At 73.9% G+C, this 15,347-nt stretch carries 16 protein-coding genes and 2 pseudogenes; 14 read left to right on the top strand and 4 right to left on the bottom strand.

Annotation, left to right across the window (positions count from 1 at the left end):
* Positions 1–3: 3 nt before the first annotated feature.
* The 8 genes and pseudogenes from BJF86_RS19840 to mutM form a co-directional block, all read left to right on the top strand.
* Positions 4–69 (top strand): annotated as a pseudogene (locus BJF86_RS19840) (16S rRNA (guanine(966)-N(2))-methyltransferase RsmD); the annotation flags it as partial.
* A 74-nt stretch (positions 70–143) separates the two neighbouring features.
* Positions 144–578, top strand: coding sequence for an RsmD family RNA methyltransferase (locus tag BJF86_RS10745; RefSeq protein WP_321166180.1), 435 nt, complete (start codon positions 144–146; stop codon positions 576–578).
* Positions 579–603: 25 nt separating this feature from the next.
* Positions 604–1,146 (top strand): hemerythrin domain-containing protein, encoded by a 543-nt coding sequence (locus BJF86_RS10740; protein ID WP_075812517.1) that lies wholly within the window; start codon positions 604–606, stop codon positions 1,144–1,146.
* A 25-nt stretch (positions 1,147–1,171) separates the two neighbouring features.
* A complete protein-coding gene (gene coaD / locus BJF86_RS10735; RefSeq protein WP_022926138.1) occupies positions 1,172–1,654 on the top strand; it encodes a pantetheine-phosphate adenylyltransferase in 483 nt (160 codons plus the stop codon).
* Between the two features lie 113 nt (positions 1,655–1,767).
* Positions 1,768–2,364, top strand: a complete 597-nt coding sequence (locus BJF86_RS10730) for a YceD family protein (RefSeq protein WP_075812515.1) — start codon at positions 1,768–1,770, stop codon at positions 2,362–2,364.
* A gap of 1 nt (position 2,365) precedes the next feature.
* Positions 2,366–2,560, top strand: a complete 195-nt coding sequence (rpmF, locus tag BJF86_RS10725; RefSeq protein WP_022926136.1) for a 50S ribosomal protein L32 — start codon at positions 2,366–2,368, stop codon at positions 2,558–2,560.
* 15 nt (positions 2,561–2,575) lie between these two features.
* Positions 2,576–3,334 (top strand): ribonuclease III, encoded by a 759-nt coding sequence (gene rnc / locus BJF86_RS10720; protein ID WP_075812513.1) that lies wholly within the window; start codon positions 2,576–2,578, stop codon positions 3,332–3,334.
* A 3-nt stretch (positions 3,335–3,337) separates the two neighbouring features.
* Complete coding sequence (gene mutM, locus BJF86_RS10715) at positions 3,338–4,249, top strand: bifunctional DNA-formamidopyrimidine glycosylase/DNA-(apurinic or apyrimidinic site) lyase (protein ID WP_075818845.1); 912 nt, start codon at positions 3,338–3,340, stop codon at positions 4,247–4,249.
* A gap of 4 nt (positions 4,250–4,253) precedes the next feature.
* On the opposite strand, the gene BJF86_RS10710 is transcribed toward mutM, so the two are convergent.
* Together BJF86_RS10710 and BJF86_RS10705 are read right to left on the bottom strand one after the other, a co-directional pair.
* Positions 4,254–4,535: a hypothetical protein gene (locus tag BJF86_RS10710; protein WP_075818843.1), complete on the bottom strand. Its 282-nt coding sequence runs from the start codon at positions 4,533–4,535 to the stop codon at positions 4,254–4,256.
* On the bottom strand, positions 4,535–5,590 hold the full coding sequence (locus BJF86_RS10705; protein WP_075818840.1) for a Gfo/Idh/MocA family protein: 1,056 nt from the start codon (positions 5,588–5,590) through the stop codon (positions 4,535–4,537). Before BJF86_RS10705 ends, BJF86_RS10710 begins: the two co-directional genes overlap by 1 nt.
* A gap of 23 nt (positions 5,591–5,613) precedes the next feature.
* Here BJF86_RS10705 and BJF86_RS10700 point away from each other — a divergent pair, with 23 nt between their 5' ends.
* From BJF86_RS10700 to BJF86_RS10680, 4 genes and pseudogenes are all read left to right on the top strand, one after another.
* On the top strand, positions 5,614–5,895 hold the full coding sequence (locus BJF86_RS10700) for an acylphosphatase (RefSeq protein WP_075818838.1): 282 nt from the start codon (positions 5,614–5,616) through the stop codon (positions 5,893–5,895).
* Positions 5,896–6,004: 109 nt separating this feature from the next.
* Positions 6,005–9,693 (top strand): annotated as a pseudogene (gene smc, locus BJF86_RS10690) (chromosome segregation protein SMC).
* Complete coding sequence (locus BJF86_RS10685; RefSeq protein ID WP_075818832.1) at positions 9,690–10,196, top strand: hypothetical protein; 507 nt, start codon at positions 9,690–9,692, stop codon at positions 10,194–10,196. The pseudogene smc and the gene BJF86_RS10685 overlap by 4 nt, the downstream one beginning before the upstream one ends.
* A 118-nt stretch (positions 10,197–10,314) precedes the next feature.
* Positions 10,315–10,605, top strand: a complete 291-nt coding sequence (locus tag BJF86_RS10680) for a hypothetical protein (RefSeq protein ID WP_075818830.1) — start codon at positions 10,315–10,317, stop codon at positions 10,603–10,605.
* 6 nt (positions 10,606–10,611) lie between these two features.
* Here BJF86_RS10680 and BJF86_RS10675 read toward each other — a convergent pair whose 3' ends face one another.
* Positions 10,612–11,349: an AAA family ATPase gene (locus tag BJF86_RS10675; RefSeq protein WP_075818828.1), complete on the bottom strand. Its 738-nt coding sequence runs from the start codon at positions 11,347–11,349 to the stop codon at positions 10,612–10,614.
* 116 nt (positions 11,350–11,465) lie between these two features.
* On the opposite strand from BJF86_RS10675, the gene ftsY reads away from it, so the two are divergent.
* Positions 11,466–12,647, top strand: coding sequence for a signal recognition particle-docking protein FtsY (ftsY, locus tag BJF86_RS10670; RefSeq protein WP_075818826.1), 1,182 nt, complete (start codon positions 11,466–11,468; stop codon positions 12,645–12,647).
* A 17-nt stretch (positions 12,648–12,664) separates the two neighbouring features.
* Here the strand turns inward: ftsY and BJF86_RS10665 are convergent, their stop codons facing one another.
* Positions 12,665–13,606, bottom strand: a complete 942-nt coding sequence (locus BJF86_RS10665; protein WP_075818824.1) for an oxygenase MpaB family protein — start codon at positions 13,604–13,606, stop codon at positions 12,665–12,667.
* A 94-nt stretch (positions 13,607–13,700) separates the two neighbouring features.
* Between BJF86_RS10665 and ffh the strand changes: the two genes are divergently transcribed.
* Positions 13,701–15,335 carry a signal recognition particle protein gene (gene ffh / locus BJF86_RS10660; RefSeq protein ID WP_075818822.1) on the top strand — a complete coding sequence of 545 codons (1,635 nt, stop codon included), beginning with the start codon at positions 13,701–13,703 and terminating at the stop codon, positions 15,333–15,335.
* Positions 15,336–15,347: the final 12 nt, after the last annotated feature.

Raw genomic sequence — 15,347 nt, 5'->3', positions numbered from 1 at the left:
GCGATGACCAGGATCATCGCGGGGCGCGCCGGCGGGCGCACCGTGCATACCCCTCGAGGCGCCGGCACCCGGCCCACCACCGACCGGGTGCGCGAGGCGATGTTCTCCCGGATCGAGTCGCTGCTCGACCTGGAGGCTGCTCCGTGCTGGACCTGTATGCCGGGTCCGGCGCGCTCGGGCTGGAGGCGGCCTCGCGCGGCGCAGCCCGTGTGCTCGCCGTGGAGCGGCACCGGGCCACCGCCCGGCTCATCGGGCGTAGCGCCGAGGAGCTGGCGCTGCCGGGCGTCGAGGTGGTCGTGGGCCCGGTCGGCCCGGTGCTGGCCGCCGGCCCGGGCGGGCACGCCTACCACCTTGCGCTGCTCGACCCGCCCTACCCGCTGCCCGACGCCGAGCTCACCGACGTCCTCCACGCGCTCGGCTCGGGCGGCTGGCTGGACCCGGACGCGCTCGTCGTGGTCGAGCGCAGCGCCCGGTCGCCGCGGCCGCCCTGGCCGGAGACGCTGCGCCACCTCGACACCCGGCGCTACGGCGAGACCGCGCTGCACCTGGCCGAGCCGAGCGGCCCGGCGGGCGCCTGAGCGGCCACCCTGGGAGGATCGCGGCATGAGCGACTACACCATCCCGCGTCCCGTGTCCGGCGACGTCGTCGACCTGATCCTCGACGACCACCGGCTCTTCGAGGCCCTCATGCGCGACCTCCGCGACAGCTCCAGCGACCGTGCCGCGGCCCGCGCGGCCTTCGCCAGCGTCCTCATCGCCCACGGCGAGGCCGAGGAGGAGAAGGTCTACCCCCGGCTGCGGCGCAAGGACGCCATCGACGCGCACGAGGCCGAGCACGGTGAGGAGGAGCACGCCGAGATCAACCAGGCGCTGCTGGACCTGCTCGAGTGCGCCGGCACGGACACGCAGAAGTTCGACGACGCCGTCGAGGCCATGAACGAGGTGCTGCAGCACCACCTCACCGAGGAGGAGCTCACGATCCTCAACCCCGCCCGCGAGGAGGTCCCCGAGCAGGAGCGGCGCGACCTCGGCGCGGCCTTCCTCGAGGTCCGCGGCCGGCACCTCGACGAGGGCGTGGACGCCGATACCGTCCGTGCTCTGGTCGAGCAGGCCCGGAAGGACGGGTTGCTCGAGGACGAGGGGTGATCGCAGCCCGGTAGGCTCCCTGGCCATGTCGACCCGCCGTTGCGTCTGCCCCGGATCCTTCGACCCGGTGACGCTGGGGCACGTCGACATCGTGACCCGGGCCGCCGCGCTCTACGACGAGGTCGTGGTCGCCGTCCTGCACAACCCTGCCAAGCAGGGCAGCTTCCCCGTGCCGACCCGGCTGGAGCTCGTCGGCGCCTCGCTGCCGAGCGAGGTCGCGGGTCGCGTCCGCGTCGAGGCGTATGCCGAGCGGCTGCTGGTCGACGTGTGCCAGGAGGTCGGGGCCGAGGCGGTGGTCAAGGGGCTGCGCGGCGGCACCGACTTCGCCTACGAGCTGCCGATGGCCCTGATGAACCGTCACCTCACCGGTGTCGAGACGGTCTTCCTGCCCGGTGACCCGGCGCTGGAGCACGTCTCCAGCTCGCTGGTCAAGGAGGTCCACCGGCTCGGGGGCGACGTCTCCGCGCTGGTGCCCGCGCCGGTGCTGGAGGCGCTGCGCCAGATTTGAGCGCGCCGCACCGGCCCGGTAGGCTGGTGCGTCGGTTTGTGTCCCTCCCGTGCTCGCCGTGCACGAGGGCCGAACCCGTCCATCAGGTCAGACCACACGTAAGGGAATTCGGCATGGCTGCCCAGCAGACGGAGCGCGACTGGGTGTTCGACACCCGGGAGCTGGTCCGCCGGCCCGGGACCATGCGCGAGCTCTCGCGCGAGGTCACCACGACGGAGCCCCTGGGCACCGATGTCATCGCGATCCCGGCGGGCCACCCGGTCCGGCTGGAGCTGCGGATGGAGTCGGTCGTCGAGGGCATCCTGGCGACGGGGACGGCACAGGCCACGGCGAGAGGGGAGTGCGTGCGCTGCCTGGACGAGATCGTCGACGACGTCGAGGTGACCTTCCAGGAGCTCTACGCCTACCCCGACCGCGCGGCGCACCACCAGGAGGTGGGGAGCCGCTCGGGCGACCAGGACGCGAGCGACGAGGACGAGCAGCGCATGCTCGACGGTGACCTGATGGACCTCGAAGAGGTCGTCCGGGACGCCGTCGTGACCGAGCTGCCCTTCCAACCGGTGTGCCGGGAGGACTGTCCGGGCCTGTGCTCCGAGTGCGGGGCGCGCCTGGCGGACGACCCGGAGCACGAGCACGACGTGATCGACCCCCGGTGGTCGGCGCTGGCCGCGATGGCCACGCCGGCCGACGACGACGAGAAGAGGACCTGACGTGGCCGTTCCCAAGCGGAAGATGTCCCGTTCCAACACCCGGCACCGCCGTTCGCAGTGGAAGGCGGCGCCGATCGCGCTGTCGACCTGCCCGCAGTGCCAGGCTGTGGCGACCCCGCACCAGGCGTGCCCCACCTGCGGCACCTACGGCGGCCGCCACTACGCGGCCGCCGAGCGCACCGAGCACCAGGGCTGACCCCGGGGCACCGTCGTGCGTCCCGTCTCCGAGCTGGCCGACTACCTCACCGAGGTGGTCGGCGAGTCCTGTGACGAGGCGCTGCTGCTGCGGGCCCTGACTCACCGGTCCTACTCCTACGAGAACGACGGGCAGCCGCACAACGAGCGGCTCGAGTTCCTCGGTGACTCCGTACTGGGGGTGGTGGTCACCGACACGCTCTACCGCACCCACCCCGACCTGACCGAGGGGCAGCTGGCCAAGCTCCGCGCGGCCGTGGTCAACTCGCGCGCGCTGGCCGAGGTCGCCCGGGTCGTGGACCTCGGCGCCTTCGTGCTGCTCGGCAAGGGGGAGCAGGCCACCGGAGGGCGGGACAAGGACTCGATCCTCGCGGACACCACCGAGGCGGTCATCGGCTGCGTCTACCTCTCCGCCGGGCTGCCCGCTGCCGCCACCTTCGTCCACCACCTGCTGGACCCGCTGATGCGTCGCAGCGCGGGGCTCGGCGCCGGGCTGGACTGGAAGACCAGCCTGCAGGAGGTCGCCTCGGCGGGCGACCTGGGCCCCCCGCAGTACCTCGTCGACGCCGAGGGACCGGACCACGACAAGACCTTCACCGCCCGGGCGGTCGTCGCCGACGAGGTGGTCGGGACCGGGGTGGGTCGCTCCAAGAAGCTGGCTGAGCAGCAGGCCGCCGAGCAGGGCTGGCGGCTGCTCACCGAGCGCGCCGCCCAGGTGGTCGCGACCGAACCGACGGTCGAGGACCTCACCGGCGACGGCCCCGGCAGCGGCTGAGGCGTGCCCGAGCTCCCGGAGGTCGAGGTCGTCCGTCGTGGCCTCGAGACGCACGTCGTCGGGCGACGCATCCGCGAGGCCCGGCTGACCGGCGCGCGGGTCGCCCGACGTCACGCGGCCGGACCAGTGGACCTGGCCGCGCGCGTCGCCGGTGCGCAGGTGCTCGCCGCGGACCGGAGGGGGAAGTACCTCTGGCTCGTGCTCCAGCCTCCCGCCGACGACCCCCAGGCGCTGGTCGTGCACCTCGGGATGAGCGGCCAGCTCCTCGTGCAGGACGCGCAGGCGCCGCGGGAGAAGCACCTGCACGCCACCCTCGACCTCGACGACGACGGCCCCCAGCTGCGCTTCGTCGACCAGCGCACCTTCGGCGGGCTCGCCCTCACCCCGCTGCGCGACGAGCCGGGGGCAAGCGCGCCGGGTCACCCCGGCGGGCACTCCCACGGCATACCTGAGCCGGTGCTGCACATCGCCCCGGACCCGCTCGAGCCGGCCTTCGACCGGGCAGCGGTGGTGCGCCGGATGAAGGGCAAGGACGTCGCCCTCAAGCGGGTCCTGCTGGACCAGGGGGTGGTCAGCGGTATCGGCAACATCTACGCCGACGAGGCGTTGTGGCGGGCGCAGGTGCACGGGCGACGGCTCGCCTCCAGCCAGACGAAGCCCGCGCTCGGGCGGGTGCTCGACCACGCCGCCGACGTCATGCGCGACGCGCTGGGACAGGGCGGCACCAGCTTCGACGCGCTCTACGTCAACGTCAACGGGGCCAGCGGCTACTTCGACCGGTCGCTGGAGGCCTACGGGCAGACCGGCCGCCCGTGTCGACGCTGCGGGACCGCGATCCGGCGCGAGCAGTTCACGAACCGCAGCTCGCACTTCTGCCCCCGCTGCCAGCCGGCGCCCCGGGTCCCTCGGGTGTGAACGGTCAGCCCCGCTCGTCCTCGGGGTTGGGCGGGGGAGGCGGCAGCTGGCCGCGCCGCGGCTTCTCCGGCTGACGCCCCTCGACCGACTCGCGGGCGACCTCCTGGCGCCGCACCCGCTCCGCGCCGGCGTCGCGGAAGAGGCGGAACGCCCGAGCCACGAGGTCGGCGACGTGGACCGGCGTCCACCGGCGCAGTGGCAGCCGCTCGGACGGCGGCGTCGCGGTGCGCCCCAGGAGGGCCAGGAGCCCGACGGCCAGGACCAGGAAGAGGAGCAGCTCGACCATCACGGCACCACGTCGGCGGTGTCCAGCGGCTCGTCCTCCTGGGGGTAGCGGACGCCGAGCTCGCGACGGGCGCTCTCCAGGATGGTCATGATCGCCACCGTGTCCGCGTGCGGGATCAGCGGGGACTCCGGCAGGCCGAGCTCCAGGCAGCGGTGGAACTCCTCGACCTCGTGCTCGTAGCCACGTCGGTCACCACCGTCGACCAGCTGCTCCTCCTCGCCCCGGCGGACCGTGAAGGAGGTCGGGTTGTTGATCGGCCCGTGCAGCTGCAGCGACCCCTCCGAGCCGCGCACGAGGGTCTCGGTGCTGCCGTGCGAGAGCGAGTCGGTCAGGACCTGGACCACGGCGCCCTCGGTGGTCATCCACTGCAGGGCCACCAGCGCGTCGGCGCCGGTGGCGACCCGGGAGCCGAGGACGTGCAGGTGGGTGGGGTGACCGGCGAAGAGGTGGGCGAGGGTGACCGGGTAGATCCCGAGGTCGAGCAGCGCCCCGCCGCCGTTCGCGAGGTCGAAGAGGCGGTGCGACTCGTCGTAGTCGAAGGGCACCGGGAGGGCGGCGTGGACGCTGCGGACCGTGCCGATGTCGCCGCGACGGACGCGGGCGAGCGCGTCCAGGACGATCGGCTGGCACCGGGTCCACATGGCCTCCATCGCGAGGACCCCGGCCGCGCGGGCGGCCTCGAGCACCTCCTCGGTGTCGTGGACGGTCAGCGTCGTCGGTTTCTCGACGAGCACGTGCTTGCCGGCCCGGATGCACGCCAGCGCCTGCTCGCAGTGGAAGGGGTGGGTCGAGGAGATGTAGACGGCGTCGACCTCGGCGTCGTCGACCAGCTCGGCATAGCTGCCGTAGGCGCGAGGGATGCCGAACTCCTCCGCGAAGGACCGGGCGCGGTCGCCGTCGCGCGCCGCCACGGCGACCACCTCGCCCCCCTCGACCGCGGCGATCGCCTGGGCCAGGGCCCGGGCGATCCCTCCGGCGGCCAGCAGCCCCCATCGCACGGGCCGGTCGGCGATCGGGGTGTAGGCCGGCGGGGTCGCGGTCGACGGGTCGGTCATGGGTCCACCGTAGTCTCGGCGGCATGGAGCGCGCGCTGATCTTCGTCCGCGGCCGGGTCCAGGGCGTCGGCTTCCGCTGGTGGACGCGGGCGCGGGCGCTGGAGCTCGGCCTAGCGGGGCATGCCCGCAACCTGCCCGACGGCCGGGTCGAGGTGAACGCCCAGGGCGAGCGGGTCGCGGTGGAGACGCTCGCGGGGCTGCTGCGCGAGGACCCCTCCACCCGCAGCCGCCCCGGGAGGGTGGACGGCGTGGTGGTGCAGTGGCACGAGGTGCGGGAGGGGCTGACGGGGTTCCTGGAGCGCTGACCATGCTGACGAGCAGGAGGAGCCGGGTGTGGCGGCCGGGTCGCGGCATACCCGGCAGGTATGTTGACCGGACCACCGACTCGGCGACCAGTGCGGAAGACCCAGCCACATGTATGTGAAGAGCCTGACCCTCAAGGGCTTCAAGTCGTTCGCCTCGGCGACGAGCATGCGGCTCGAGCCGGGCATCACCTGCATCGTCGGGCCCAACGGCTCGGGCAAGTCCAACGTCGTCGACGCGCTCGCCTGGGTGATGGGGGAGCAGGGGGCCAAGAGCCTGCGCGGCGGCAAGATGGAGGACGTCATCTTCGCCGGCACCTCCGGCCGCCAGCCGCTGGGTCGCGCCGAGGTCTCGCTCACCATCGACAACACCGACGGCGCGCTGCCGATCGACTACAGCGAGGTGACGATCACCCGCACGATGTTCCGCGCCGGCGGGTCGGAGTACGCCATCAACGGCACCTCCTGCCGCCTGCTCGACGTGCAGGAGCTGCTCTCCGACTCCGGCATCGGCCGCGAGATGCACGTCATCGTCGGCCAGGGGCAGCTGGACCAGGTGCTGCGCGCCACCCCCGAGGAGCGGCGCGGCTTCATCGAGGAGGCGGCCGGCGTCCTCAAGCACCGCAAGCGCAAGGAGCGGGCGCTGCGCAAGCTCGAGACGATGGAGGGCAACCTCACCCGTCTCACCGACCTGACCACCGAGATCCGCCGCCAGCTCGGGCCGCTCGGCCGGCAGGCGGAGACCGCCCGGCGGGCCGCGACGATCCAGGCGGAGGTGCGCGACGCCCGGCTGCGCATCCTCGCCGACGACCTCGTCCAGCTCACGAGCGCGCTGGAGGCCGAGCTCGCCGACGAGCGGGCCCTCATCGAGCGACGCACCCGGGTGCAGGAGGCGGCGCGGTCCGCCGAGGCCAGGGTCGCCGAGCTGGAGCAGGAGCGGGCCGCGGCCGCGCCTGCGATCACCGCGGTGCAGGACCGGTGGTATGCCCTGTCCTCCCTGGTGGAGCGGGCCCGGGCCTGGGTGACCTCGCCGCCGAGCGGGTGCGCCTGCTCGGCGCGGAGGCCGAGGAGCTGGCGGCGGAGGAGAGCGGTCGCTCCCGCCGTGGCCGCGACCCCGAGGAGCTGCGTGCACAGGCGGCGAGGGTCCGGGAGGAGGAGGCCGCGCTGCAGGCCCGGGTGGCCGAGCTCGCGGCCGCGCTGGCCGACGCGGAGGGGGCGCGGGCGCAGGCCGAGGACGCGCATGCCCAGGAGCAGGCGCGGCTCCAGCGGCTGGCGAGGGCCGCGGCGGACCGTCGCGAGGGGCTGGCTCGGCTGTCCGGGCAGGTGGCCGCCCGACGCTCCCGGCTCGAGGCCGGCGAGGGCGAGGTCACCCGGCTGCAGCAGGTGGCCGCGGCCGTCGTGCAGCGGGCGGAGAAGGCCGAGCAGGACTACGCCGGGCTCGAGGGCACGGTCCTCGACGTCGAGCAGGGCGAGGAAGGGCTCGACGAGCACTACGAGGCCGCGGAGCAGCGCCGGGCCGAGGCGGGCGAGGAGGTCGAGCGGCTGACCGAGGAGCTGCGCGCGGCGCAGGCGGAGCAGGCGCAGTGGGGGGCCCGGGTGGAGGCGCTGTCGCTGAGCCTGCGGCGCACCGACGGCGCGAGCGCGCTGCTGTCGGCCGACGGCGTGACCGGCGTGACCGGCACCGTGACCGACCACCTCGTGGTCGAGGCCGGCCGCGAGGCCGCGGTCGCGGCCGCGCTGGGCTGGGCCGGTGAGGCGCTCGTCGTCGACGGGCTGGGCCAGGCGCAGGAGGCGCTGGCCTGGCTGCGCGACCAGGACCAGGGGCAGGCCGGCCTCATGGTCCCCGAGCTGGTGACGGGGGAGGCCGACGACGGTGCCGAGCGGGAGCGCTGGCCCGAGCTCCCCGGGTATGCCGTGTGGGCCGCCGACATGGTGCGCGCCAAGGACGGGGACGAGGCGCTGCGGCGAGCGGTCACCGGACTGCTGGAGCAGGTGGCCCTGGTCGACGACGCCGACGACGCCGCGCTGCTGGTGCGGGCGCTGCCCGGCATCACGGTGGTCACCGGTACCGGGGACGTCTACGGCCCGGGATGGGTCCGCGGGGGGTCGTCGGCCGCCCCCAGCATGCTGGAGCTGACCTCGGCGCTGGAGGAAGCGCAGAGCGGGGTCCAGGAGGCGACGTCGCGCGCCGAGCGGGCGACCTTCGCGCTGAGCTCGGCCACGGAGGACCTGGAGGAGGCGCAGCGCGGCGCCGACGAGGCGCTGGACGCGTTGCACGACTCCGACGCGCGGATGACCGCGGTGGCCGAGCAGCTCTCCCAGCTCGGCCAGACGATGCGCACGGCACGGGCCGAGCACGAGCGGGCCACCACCGCCATCGGCACCGCCGAGGAGTCCCTGGCCACGACCCGCGCCGAGCTCGCCGAGCTGGAGCAGCGGCTGGCCGACGCCGAGCAGCTCGCCAGCCAGGAGGGGACCGAGGAGCCGGACACCACCGAGCGGGAGCGCCTCGCCGAGGCGGCCGCCCGGGCGCGGACGCTGGAGACCGAGGCACGGCTGGCCCTGCGCACCCAGGAGGAGCGCGTCACCGCGCTGTCCGGCCGGGCCGACAGCCTGGAGTCGGCCGCCGCGGGCGAGCTCGCCGCCCGGCGGCAGGCCGCGCAGCGGCGGGAGCGCCGGGCCCGGGAGCGTGACACCGCCGCGGCGGTGCGTGCGGGGGCGGGCTACCTCCTGGCGCGGGCCGAGCAGGTCGTGGAGCGGGCCGCGCAGGAACGCTCCCGAGGGCAGGCGGAGCAGGCGGAGCGTGACCAGGCGCTCGCGACCGCCCGGCAGCAGGCCCGCGAGCTCGCCGACGACCTGCGTGACCTCACCGACTCCGTCCACGCCGACGAGATCGCCCGCGCCGAGCAGCGGCTGCGCATCGAGGCGCTGCAGACCCGGTCCGTCGAGGAGCTCGGTGTGGACCCGCAGACGTTGGTGGACGAGTACGGTCCGCACCTGCCCGTCCCTGTCATCCCCGGACCGGACGACCCCGCCCCGGACGACCCGGACGCGGACCTGCCCGAGGCCCAGCCGTTCGTCCGGGAGGCCCAGGACAAGCGGCTGCGCAAGGCGGAGCGTGCCCTGAACCAGCTCGGCAAGGTCAACCCGCTCGCCCTGGAGGAGTACGCCGCGCTCGAGGAGCGGCATACCTTCCTCACCGAGCAGGTGGAGGACCTGCGGCGCTCCAAGGAGGACCTGCTGGAGATCGTCCGCTCGGTGGACGAGCGGGTGGAGCGGGTCTTCACCGAGGCCTTCCACGACACGGCCGCGCAGTTCGAGCGCGTCTTCTCGCGCCTCTTCCCGGGGGGTGAGGGGCGGATCACGCTCACCGACCCGGACAACATGCTCACCACCGGCATCGAGGTCGAGGCGCGGCCCCCGGGCAAGAAGATCAAGCGCCTCTCGCTGCTCTCCGGCGGGGAACGGTCGCTGACGGCGGTGGCGCTGCTCGTCGCGATCTTCAAGGCCCGGCCCAGCCCGTTCTACATCATGGACGAGGTGGAGGCCGCGCTCGACGACACCAACCTGGGCCGGCTCATCACCCTCTTCGAGGAGCTGCGCGACTCCAGCCAGCTCATCGTCATCACCCACCAGAAGCGCACGATGGAGATCGCCGACGCGCTCTACGGCGTCTCCATGCGTGGCGACGGCGTGACCACGGTGGTGAGCCAGCGGATCAAGGACGTCGCCGCCGACGGGGTGGAGCAGCCCACCCGCCGCCGCGCGCCCGCCCCCGAGCCCGAGCCGTCGCCCGCATGACGGTGGTCTTCGGCGGCGCCGAGTTCCCCGCCTACGTCATCGACGACGAGACGCTGCGCGAGGAGCTGCTCGACGAGGAGGAGACCCGCGAGTGGTTCGGGGAGACGCCCGAGGACCCGCACGCCGTCGCGCTGCTGCGGATGCTGGGCGAGCTCGACGCGGCGCTGGCCGCGGGGCAGGCGCGCCTGGCCGAGCAGGACGCTGGGTCCTCCCCCTGGGCGCTCGCGGCGGTCCGGCTGGCGCACGTGCACCACTGGCGGGGCGAGTATGCGCCCGCGCACGCGCTGCTCGACGCCGCGGAGGAGATCCTCGCCGGCGACGACCCGCGGGCCGCCCTGGTCCACCAGCACCGGGCCAAGGTGCTCCTCGACGAGGGTCGACCGGAGGAGGCGCACGCGGCCGCGTCGCGAGCCCTGGCGCTGCGGGAGGCCGCCGGCGACGCGGGGCTCATCGCCTCCACCCGGCAGACGCTGCGCCGCATCGAGCGGGACCTCGCCCGCTGACTCCCCGACCGGCCGCACGGTCTGTGTCGTGTGATTCCGCTCACCCTGAGGGCGACACGCCCGCGACACGCCGGGCGTCAGATCGGCTCCGGCGCACACCGAGCGGCACACTGGTCACATGCTTGCACTAGTCCTGGCCATGCTGCTGTGTGTCGCCCTGGGCGTGGGGGTCGTGGGGTACGTCATGATCGAGGCGCGTCGCGAGGGCCGGGGAGAGTTCTGGACCCCCGAGGGGGAGGAGCTCATCGCCGGGGCGCGCCGGCGCGGCGAGCAGGTCCGGAGCCGCGGCGAGCAGCTCGGCCGCTCCGCCGCCCAGCGCACCCAGGCGCTGCGTGAGCGCCGCCGTTCGGCGTCCACCGCCCCGTCGGCGCAGGACGACGCGCCGGGTGAGTACCCCGCGGCCAGCTGAGAGCTCTCAGGCGCGCAGGTGCCGCAGGTAGCGCTCCGGCGCCTCCAGGAACCGCCGGTAGTGGTCGACCATGTCGAGCCGGTCCCACGCCGTCTCCCGCATCCCCTCCTCGGAGCACTCGAGCACCACGGCCCCGGGTAGGGCGGCCAGCAGCGGGGAGTGCGTCGCGAGGAGCACCTGAGCCCCCGGCTGCGAGGCTATCTCGACCAGCTCGGACAGCAGGCGCAGCTGGGCCTCGAAGGACAGACCGGACTCCGGCTCGTCCCAGACGAAGAAGCCGTCCCCCTGGTAGCGCTTCGAGCCCAGAAGCTCGACGAAGGCTTCCCCGTGCGAGAACCGGTGGAAGTCGTGCCGCACCGTGTCCTGCAGATAGCTGAACAGGCCGTGCATCGTCTCGGCCCGCACGAAGTAGCCCCACCGGGAGGCCCCCGGGCCCCGCACGACGCGCAACCACTGCGCGAGGTCGGACTCGGTCGTGCGCGTCCGATGCATCGCGCCGGTGGAGCCGCCCTCGGCGTTGAGGCCGTAGGTCATCGCCACCGCCTCCAGGATGGTGGACTTGCCCGAGCCGTTCGGCCCGACGAGCACCGTGGCCCGTCCGAGGTCGAGGCCCTCGGCGATCAGCTGGGCGACGGCCGGGATGGTCCGCGGCCAGGTGTGCTCGTCCGGCAGCGCGGACTGCGGGTCGCGCTCGACCCGTCTGACCGGCACCGGGGCGAAGTCCGGCTCCTGGGGCGTCGGCATACCTGCACGGTATGCCGGGGCGCGGACACACCTCGCCCAGCACGCGGCTGCGCGCGCCCGGCGCCGGTCGCGCGGTGCGGATCGGATCGGCCGAGCGGGTCTGAGAGACTGACGTCGTGGGACCGATCAACGAGCTCTGGGAGATCCTGACCCTCGTCACCGTCGTGGTGCTCGGGGGTCTCGCGCTGCTGGTGGCGCTGGTCCGCGGTCGAGGTGGTGACTCGGCGACGCTGCCGCCCGCCGGCACGCGGCGGGAGGAGGACTCCGACGTCCTCACCGAGGAGCGGCCCGAGCCCTCCGGCGAGGTCGAGAATCGCGGTGGTGGGGTCGCGGTCGAGGAGCCCGAGGCGTCCGCGCCCACGCTGGAGCGGCCGGACTCGGCCCGCGGCCGGCTGCAGCGGCTGCGCGCCCGGCTCGCCCGCTCCAACAACGCCATCGGCAACGCGCTCCTCGCGCTGCTGTCACGCGGTGGCCTCAGCGAGCAGGACTGGGAGGACGTCGAGGACACCCTGCTCGCCTCCGACCTCGGCGTGGAGGCGACCCAGGAGCTCGTCGACTCGCTGCGGACGCAGGTCAAGGTGGACGGCACGACCGACGCGGCCCAGGTGAAGCAGTGGCTGCACGACGACCTGCTCCGGCTCGTCGACCCGACCCTCGACCGGCGGATCGCCGCGAGCCGCGAGGGCGAGCACCCGGCGGTCATCCTCGTGGTGGGCGTCAACGGGACCGGCAAGACCACGACGGTGGGCAAGCTCGGTCGGGTGCTCGTCGCCGAGGACAAGGACGTGCTCTTCGGCGCCGCCGACACCTTCCGCGCCGCCGCCGCCGACCAGCTCCAGACCTGGGGTGAGCGGGTGGGTGTGCCCACCGTGCGCTCGCACACCGAGGGCGCCGACCCCGCGTCGGTCGCCTACGACGCCGTCAAGGGCGGGGTGGACGCCGAGGTCGACGTCGTGCTCGTCGACACCGCCGGGCGGCTCCACACCAAGCGGGGCCTCATGGACGAGCTCGGCAAGATCAAGCGGGTCGTGGAGAAGGTGGCCCCGGTCGGCGAGGTGCTGCTCGTGCTCGACGCCACGACGGGGCAGAACGGCATGCGGCAGGCGGAGGAGTTCGCCCGGGAGGTCGCGATCACCGGGATCGTCCTGACCAAGATGGACGGCACCGCCAAGGGCGGCATCGTCGTCAACGTGCAGCGCAAGCTCGGCGTCCCGGTGAAGCTCATCGGGCTGGGCGAGGGCCCGGACGACCTGGCGCCGTTCGACCCGGAGGCCTTCGTCAGCGCGATCGTCGGCTGACGGCTGACGGCTGACGGCTAGGAGTGGGGTGCCCGGGCGGTGCGGTCGACGACGGCCGAGCTCTGGGGTGAGTTGCGCGGATCGTCAGGACTGCTGAGCGCCCAGCCGACTGCCGCGGTCCCGAGCCGGCCGAGCGGGTCGAGCGCCGCCAGCGCGGGTCGCTCCAGGGCGCGCAGCGGCTCCGGCAGACGCAGCCCGAGCAGGTCGCGGGCATACCCGGGCAGCATCTGCACCGCGCCGGCGGCGAGCATCCAGAATCCGGGTCGCGCGGCCCACGGCAGCGGCGGCTCGGCCAGCAGGAAGCGGGCGACGTCGAGCGCCCCCTCGCTGGCCTCCAGCTCGGGCCGGTATGCCGCGAGCGACTCGGCCAGACCCCGCGCCGTGCGCGGCGGGTCGAGCACCCCGAGCTCCTCGGCGGCCCACGCCGCCTGGTCGACGTAGCGGTCCGCCTCGGCGGGAGTGAGCGGGGTCCGCGCGTAGTGCTGGTGGGCCACGAGGAAGCTGTCGATCTCGGCGACGTGCACCCAGCGCAGCAGGTGCGGGTCGGTGGCGGCATACCGTCGCCCGTCCGGCGCGGTCCCCCTGACCGTGCGGTGCACCCGGTTGATCCGGTCGATCACACGTTGCGCGGAGTCCACGGGCCCGTAGGTCGTCATCGCGATGAACTCGCTCGTGCGCTGCAGCCGGCCCCACGGGTCGCCGCGGTAGCCGGAGTGCTCGCCCACGCCGGCCATCGCCAGCGGGTGCAGCGCCTGGAGGAGCAGCGCGCGGATGCCCCCGGCATACATCCCGGCGTGGCCGTGCACCCGGCAGATCGGGTCGGAGGGGGCGAACCGGCGCTCGCCCGGAGCCAGCCAGATGGCCGCGGCCCGGGGTGCGGCGTCCGGTCCCGCCACCCGCTGCCGCAGCGCCTCGGCGAGGCGGTTGCGGGCCTGCTCGGCGAGTCGGGGGGAGGGCACGGGCCCAGTATGCGCAGCCGGAGGGGCCCGGTGCGCGCCGGAGGTGACCCGGCGGCGGACCGGTCGGCGCCGTGCGGCACGTATCGTAGGGCGGGTGTTCACCAGTCTCTCCGACCGCCTGACGCAGACCTTCCGCAACCTCAAGCGCAAGGGCACCGTCACCGAGTCCGACCTCAACTCCACCATCCGCGACATCCGGATGGCGCTGCTGGACGCCGACGTGGCGCTGCCCGTGGTCAAGGAGTTCACCGGCCGGATCCGCGAGCGGGGGCTGGGCGCGGAGGTGCACCAGGCGCTGAACCCGGCGCAGCAGATCGTCAAGATCGTCAACGAGGAGCTCGTCGCGATCCTCGGGGGCCAGACGCGGCGGCTCAACCTCGCCAAGAACTCGCCGACCGTGATCATGCTCGCCGGCCTGCAGGGCTCGGGAAAGACCACCTTCGCGGGCAAGCTGGGCAGGATGCTCGCAGACCAGGGGCATACCCCGATGCTCGTGGCCGCCGACCTGCAGCGCCCCAACGCCGTCACCCAGCTCGAGGTCGTCGGCGAGCGCGCGGGGGTGCCGGTCTTCGCGCCCGAGCGCGGCAACATCTTCGGTCACGACGCGACCCTGGAGTCGGGGGAGGGGACCCGCAGCTTCGGGGACCCGGTCGACGTCGCGGTCGACGGGGTCGAGGAGGCCCGCCGCAAGAACCACGACGTCGTCATCATCGACACCGCCGGCCGGCTGGCCGTCGACGTCGACCTCATGCGCCAGGCGCACGACATCCGGGTCGAGACGAGCGCGCACGAGGTGCTCTTCGTCATCGACGCGATGATCGGGCAGGCCGCGGTCGACACCGCCAAGGCCTTCGCCGACGGCGTCGGCATCACCGGAACCGTGCTGTCCAAGCTGGACGGCGACGCCCGCGGTGGCGCCGCGCTGTCGGTCGCGACCGTCACCGGGCAGCCGATCCTCTTCGCCTCCACCGGGGAGGGGGTCAAGGACGTCGAGCTGTTCCACCCCGACCGGATGGCCTCGCGCATCCTCGACATGGGCGACGTGCTGACCCTCATCGAGCAGGCGGAGAAGGCCTTCGACCAGGCTCAGGCGAAGGAGATGACCCGCAAGTTCCTCGCCGACGAGGACTTCACCTTCGACGACTTCCTCGAGCAGATGTCGGCGATCAAGCGGATGGGTTCGCTGAAGCAGATGCTCGGGATGATGCCCGGGATGCAGGGGATGAAGGCGCAGCTGGACTCCCTCGACGAGCGGGAGTTCGACCGGGTCGAGGCCATGGTCCGCTCGATGACCCCGCTCGAGCGTGGCCACCCCAAGATCCTCAACGGCTCGCGCCGCGCTCGCGTCGCGCGGGGCTCGGGTGTGAGCGTCGGCGAGGTCAACCAGCTCATCGAGCGCTTCGGCGAGGCGCAGAAGATGATGCGTCAGCTCAAGAAGGGCGGCGGCATGCCCGGTATGCCGGGCATGCCCGGCATGGGCGGCGCCGGGGGTGGCGCCAAGAAGGGCAAGCAGCAGCGCAAGAAGGGCAAGTCGGGCAACCCGGCCAAGCGGGCGCAGCAGGAGCGGGAGGCCGCGGCCAAGGAGCAGGCGGCCCGGGATCGCTCGCTGGAGAGCGCCTTCGGCGGTGGGGCCGCCGGGCTGGAGGACGACCCTGGGCAGGGCAACGACCTGTCCGGGCTCAAGCTGCCGCCGGGTTTCGAGAAGTACCTCGACGGCGGCAAGGGCTGAGCCGAGGGCGCC

The sequence above is a fragment of the Serinicoccus sp. CNJ-927 genome (genome assembly GCF_001942435.1).
GTDB lineage: Bacteria > Actinomycetota > Actinomycetes > Actinomycetales > Dermatophilaceae > Ornithinicoccus > Ornithinicoccus marinus.
The sequence above is the reverse complement of the archived record's forward strand: the minus strand, read 5'-3'. Positions and strand labels throughout refer to the sequence as shown.

What these genes read in the sequence shown, in the direction of transcription:
- BJF86_RS10740 (WP_075812517.1), top strand. Translation starts at nt 604, where the DNA reads ATGAGCGACTACACCATCCCGCGTCCCGTGTCCGGCGACGTCGTCGAC.
- coaD (WP_022926138.1), top strand. Translation starts at nt 1,172, where the DNA reads ATGTCGACCCGCCGTTGCGTCTGCCCCGGATCCTTCGACCCGGTGACG.
- BJF86_RS10730 (WP_075812515.1), top strand. Translation starts at nt 1,768, where the DNA reads ATGGCTGCCCAGCAGACGGAGCGCGACTGGGTGTTCGACACCCGGGAG.
- BJF86_RS10710 (WP_075818843.1), bottom strand. Translation starts at nt 4,535, where the DNA reads ATGGTCGAGCTGCTCCTCTTCCTGGTCCTGGCCGTCGGGCTCCTGGCC.
- BJF86_RS10705 (WP_075818840.1), bottom strand. Translation starts at nt 5,590, where the DNA reads ATGACCGACCCGTCGACCGCGACCCCGCCGGCCTACACCCCGATCGCC.
- BJF86_RS10700 (WP_075818838.1), top strand. Translation starts at nt 5,614, where the DNA reads ATGGAGCGCGCGCTGATCTTCGTCCGCGGCCGGGTCCAGGGCGTCGGC.
- BJF86_RS10685 (WP_075818832.1), top strand. Translation starts at nt 9,690, where the DNA reads ATGACGGTGGTCTTCGGCGGCGCCGAGTTCCCCGCCTACGTCATCGAC.
- BJF86_RS10680 (WP_075818830.1), top strand. Translation starts at nt 10,315, where the DNA reads ATGCTTGCACTAGTCCTGGCCATGCTGCTGTGTGTCGCCCTGGGCGTG.
- BJF86_RS10675 (WP_075818828.1), bottom strand. Translation starts at nt 11,349, where the DNA reads ATGCCGACGCCCCAGGAGCCGGACTTCGCCCCGGTGCCGGTCAGACGG.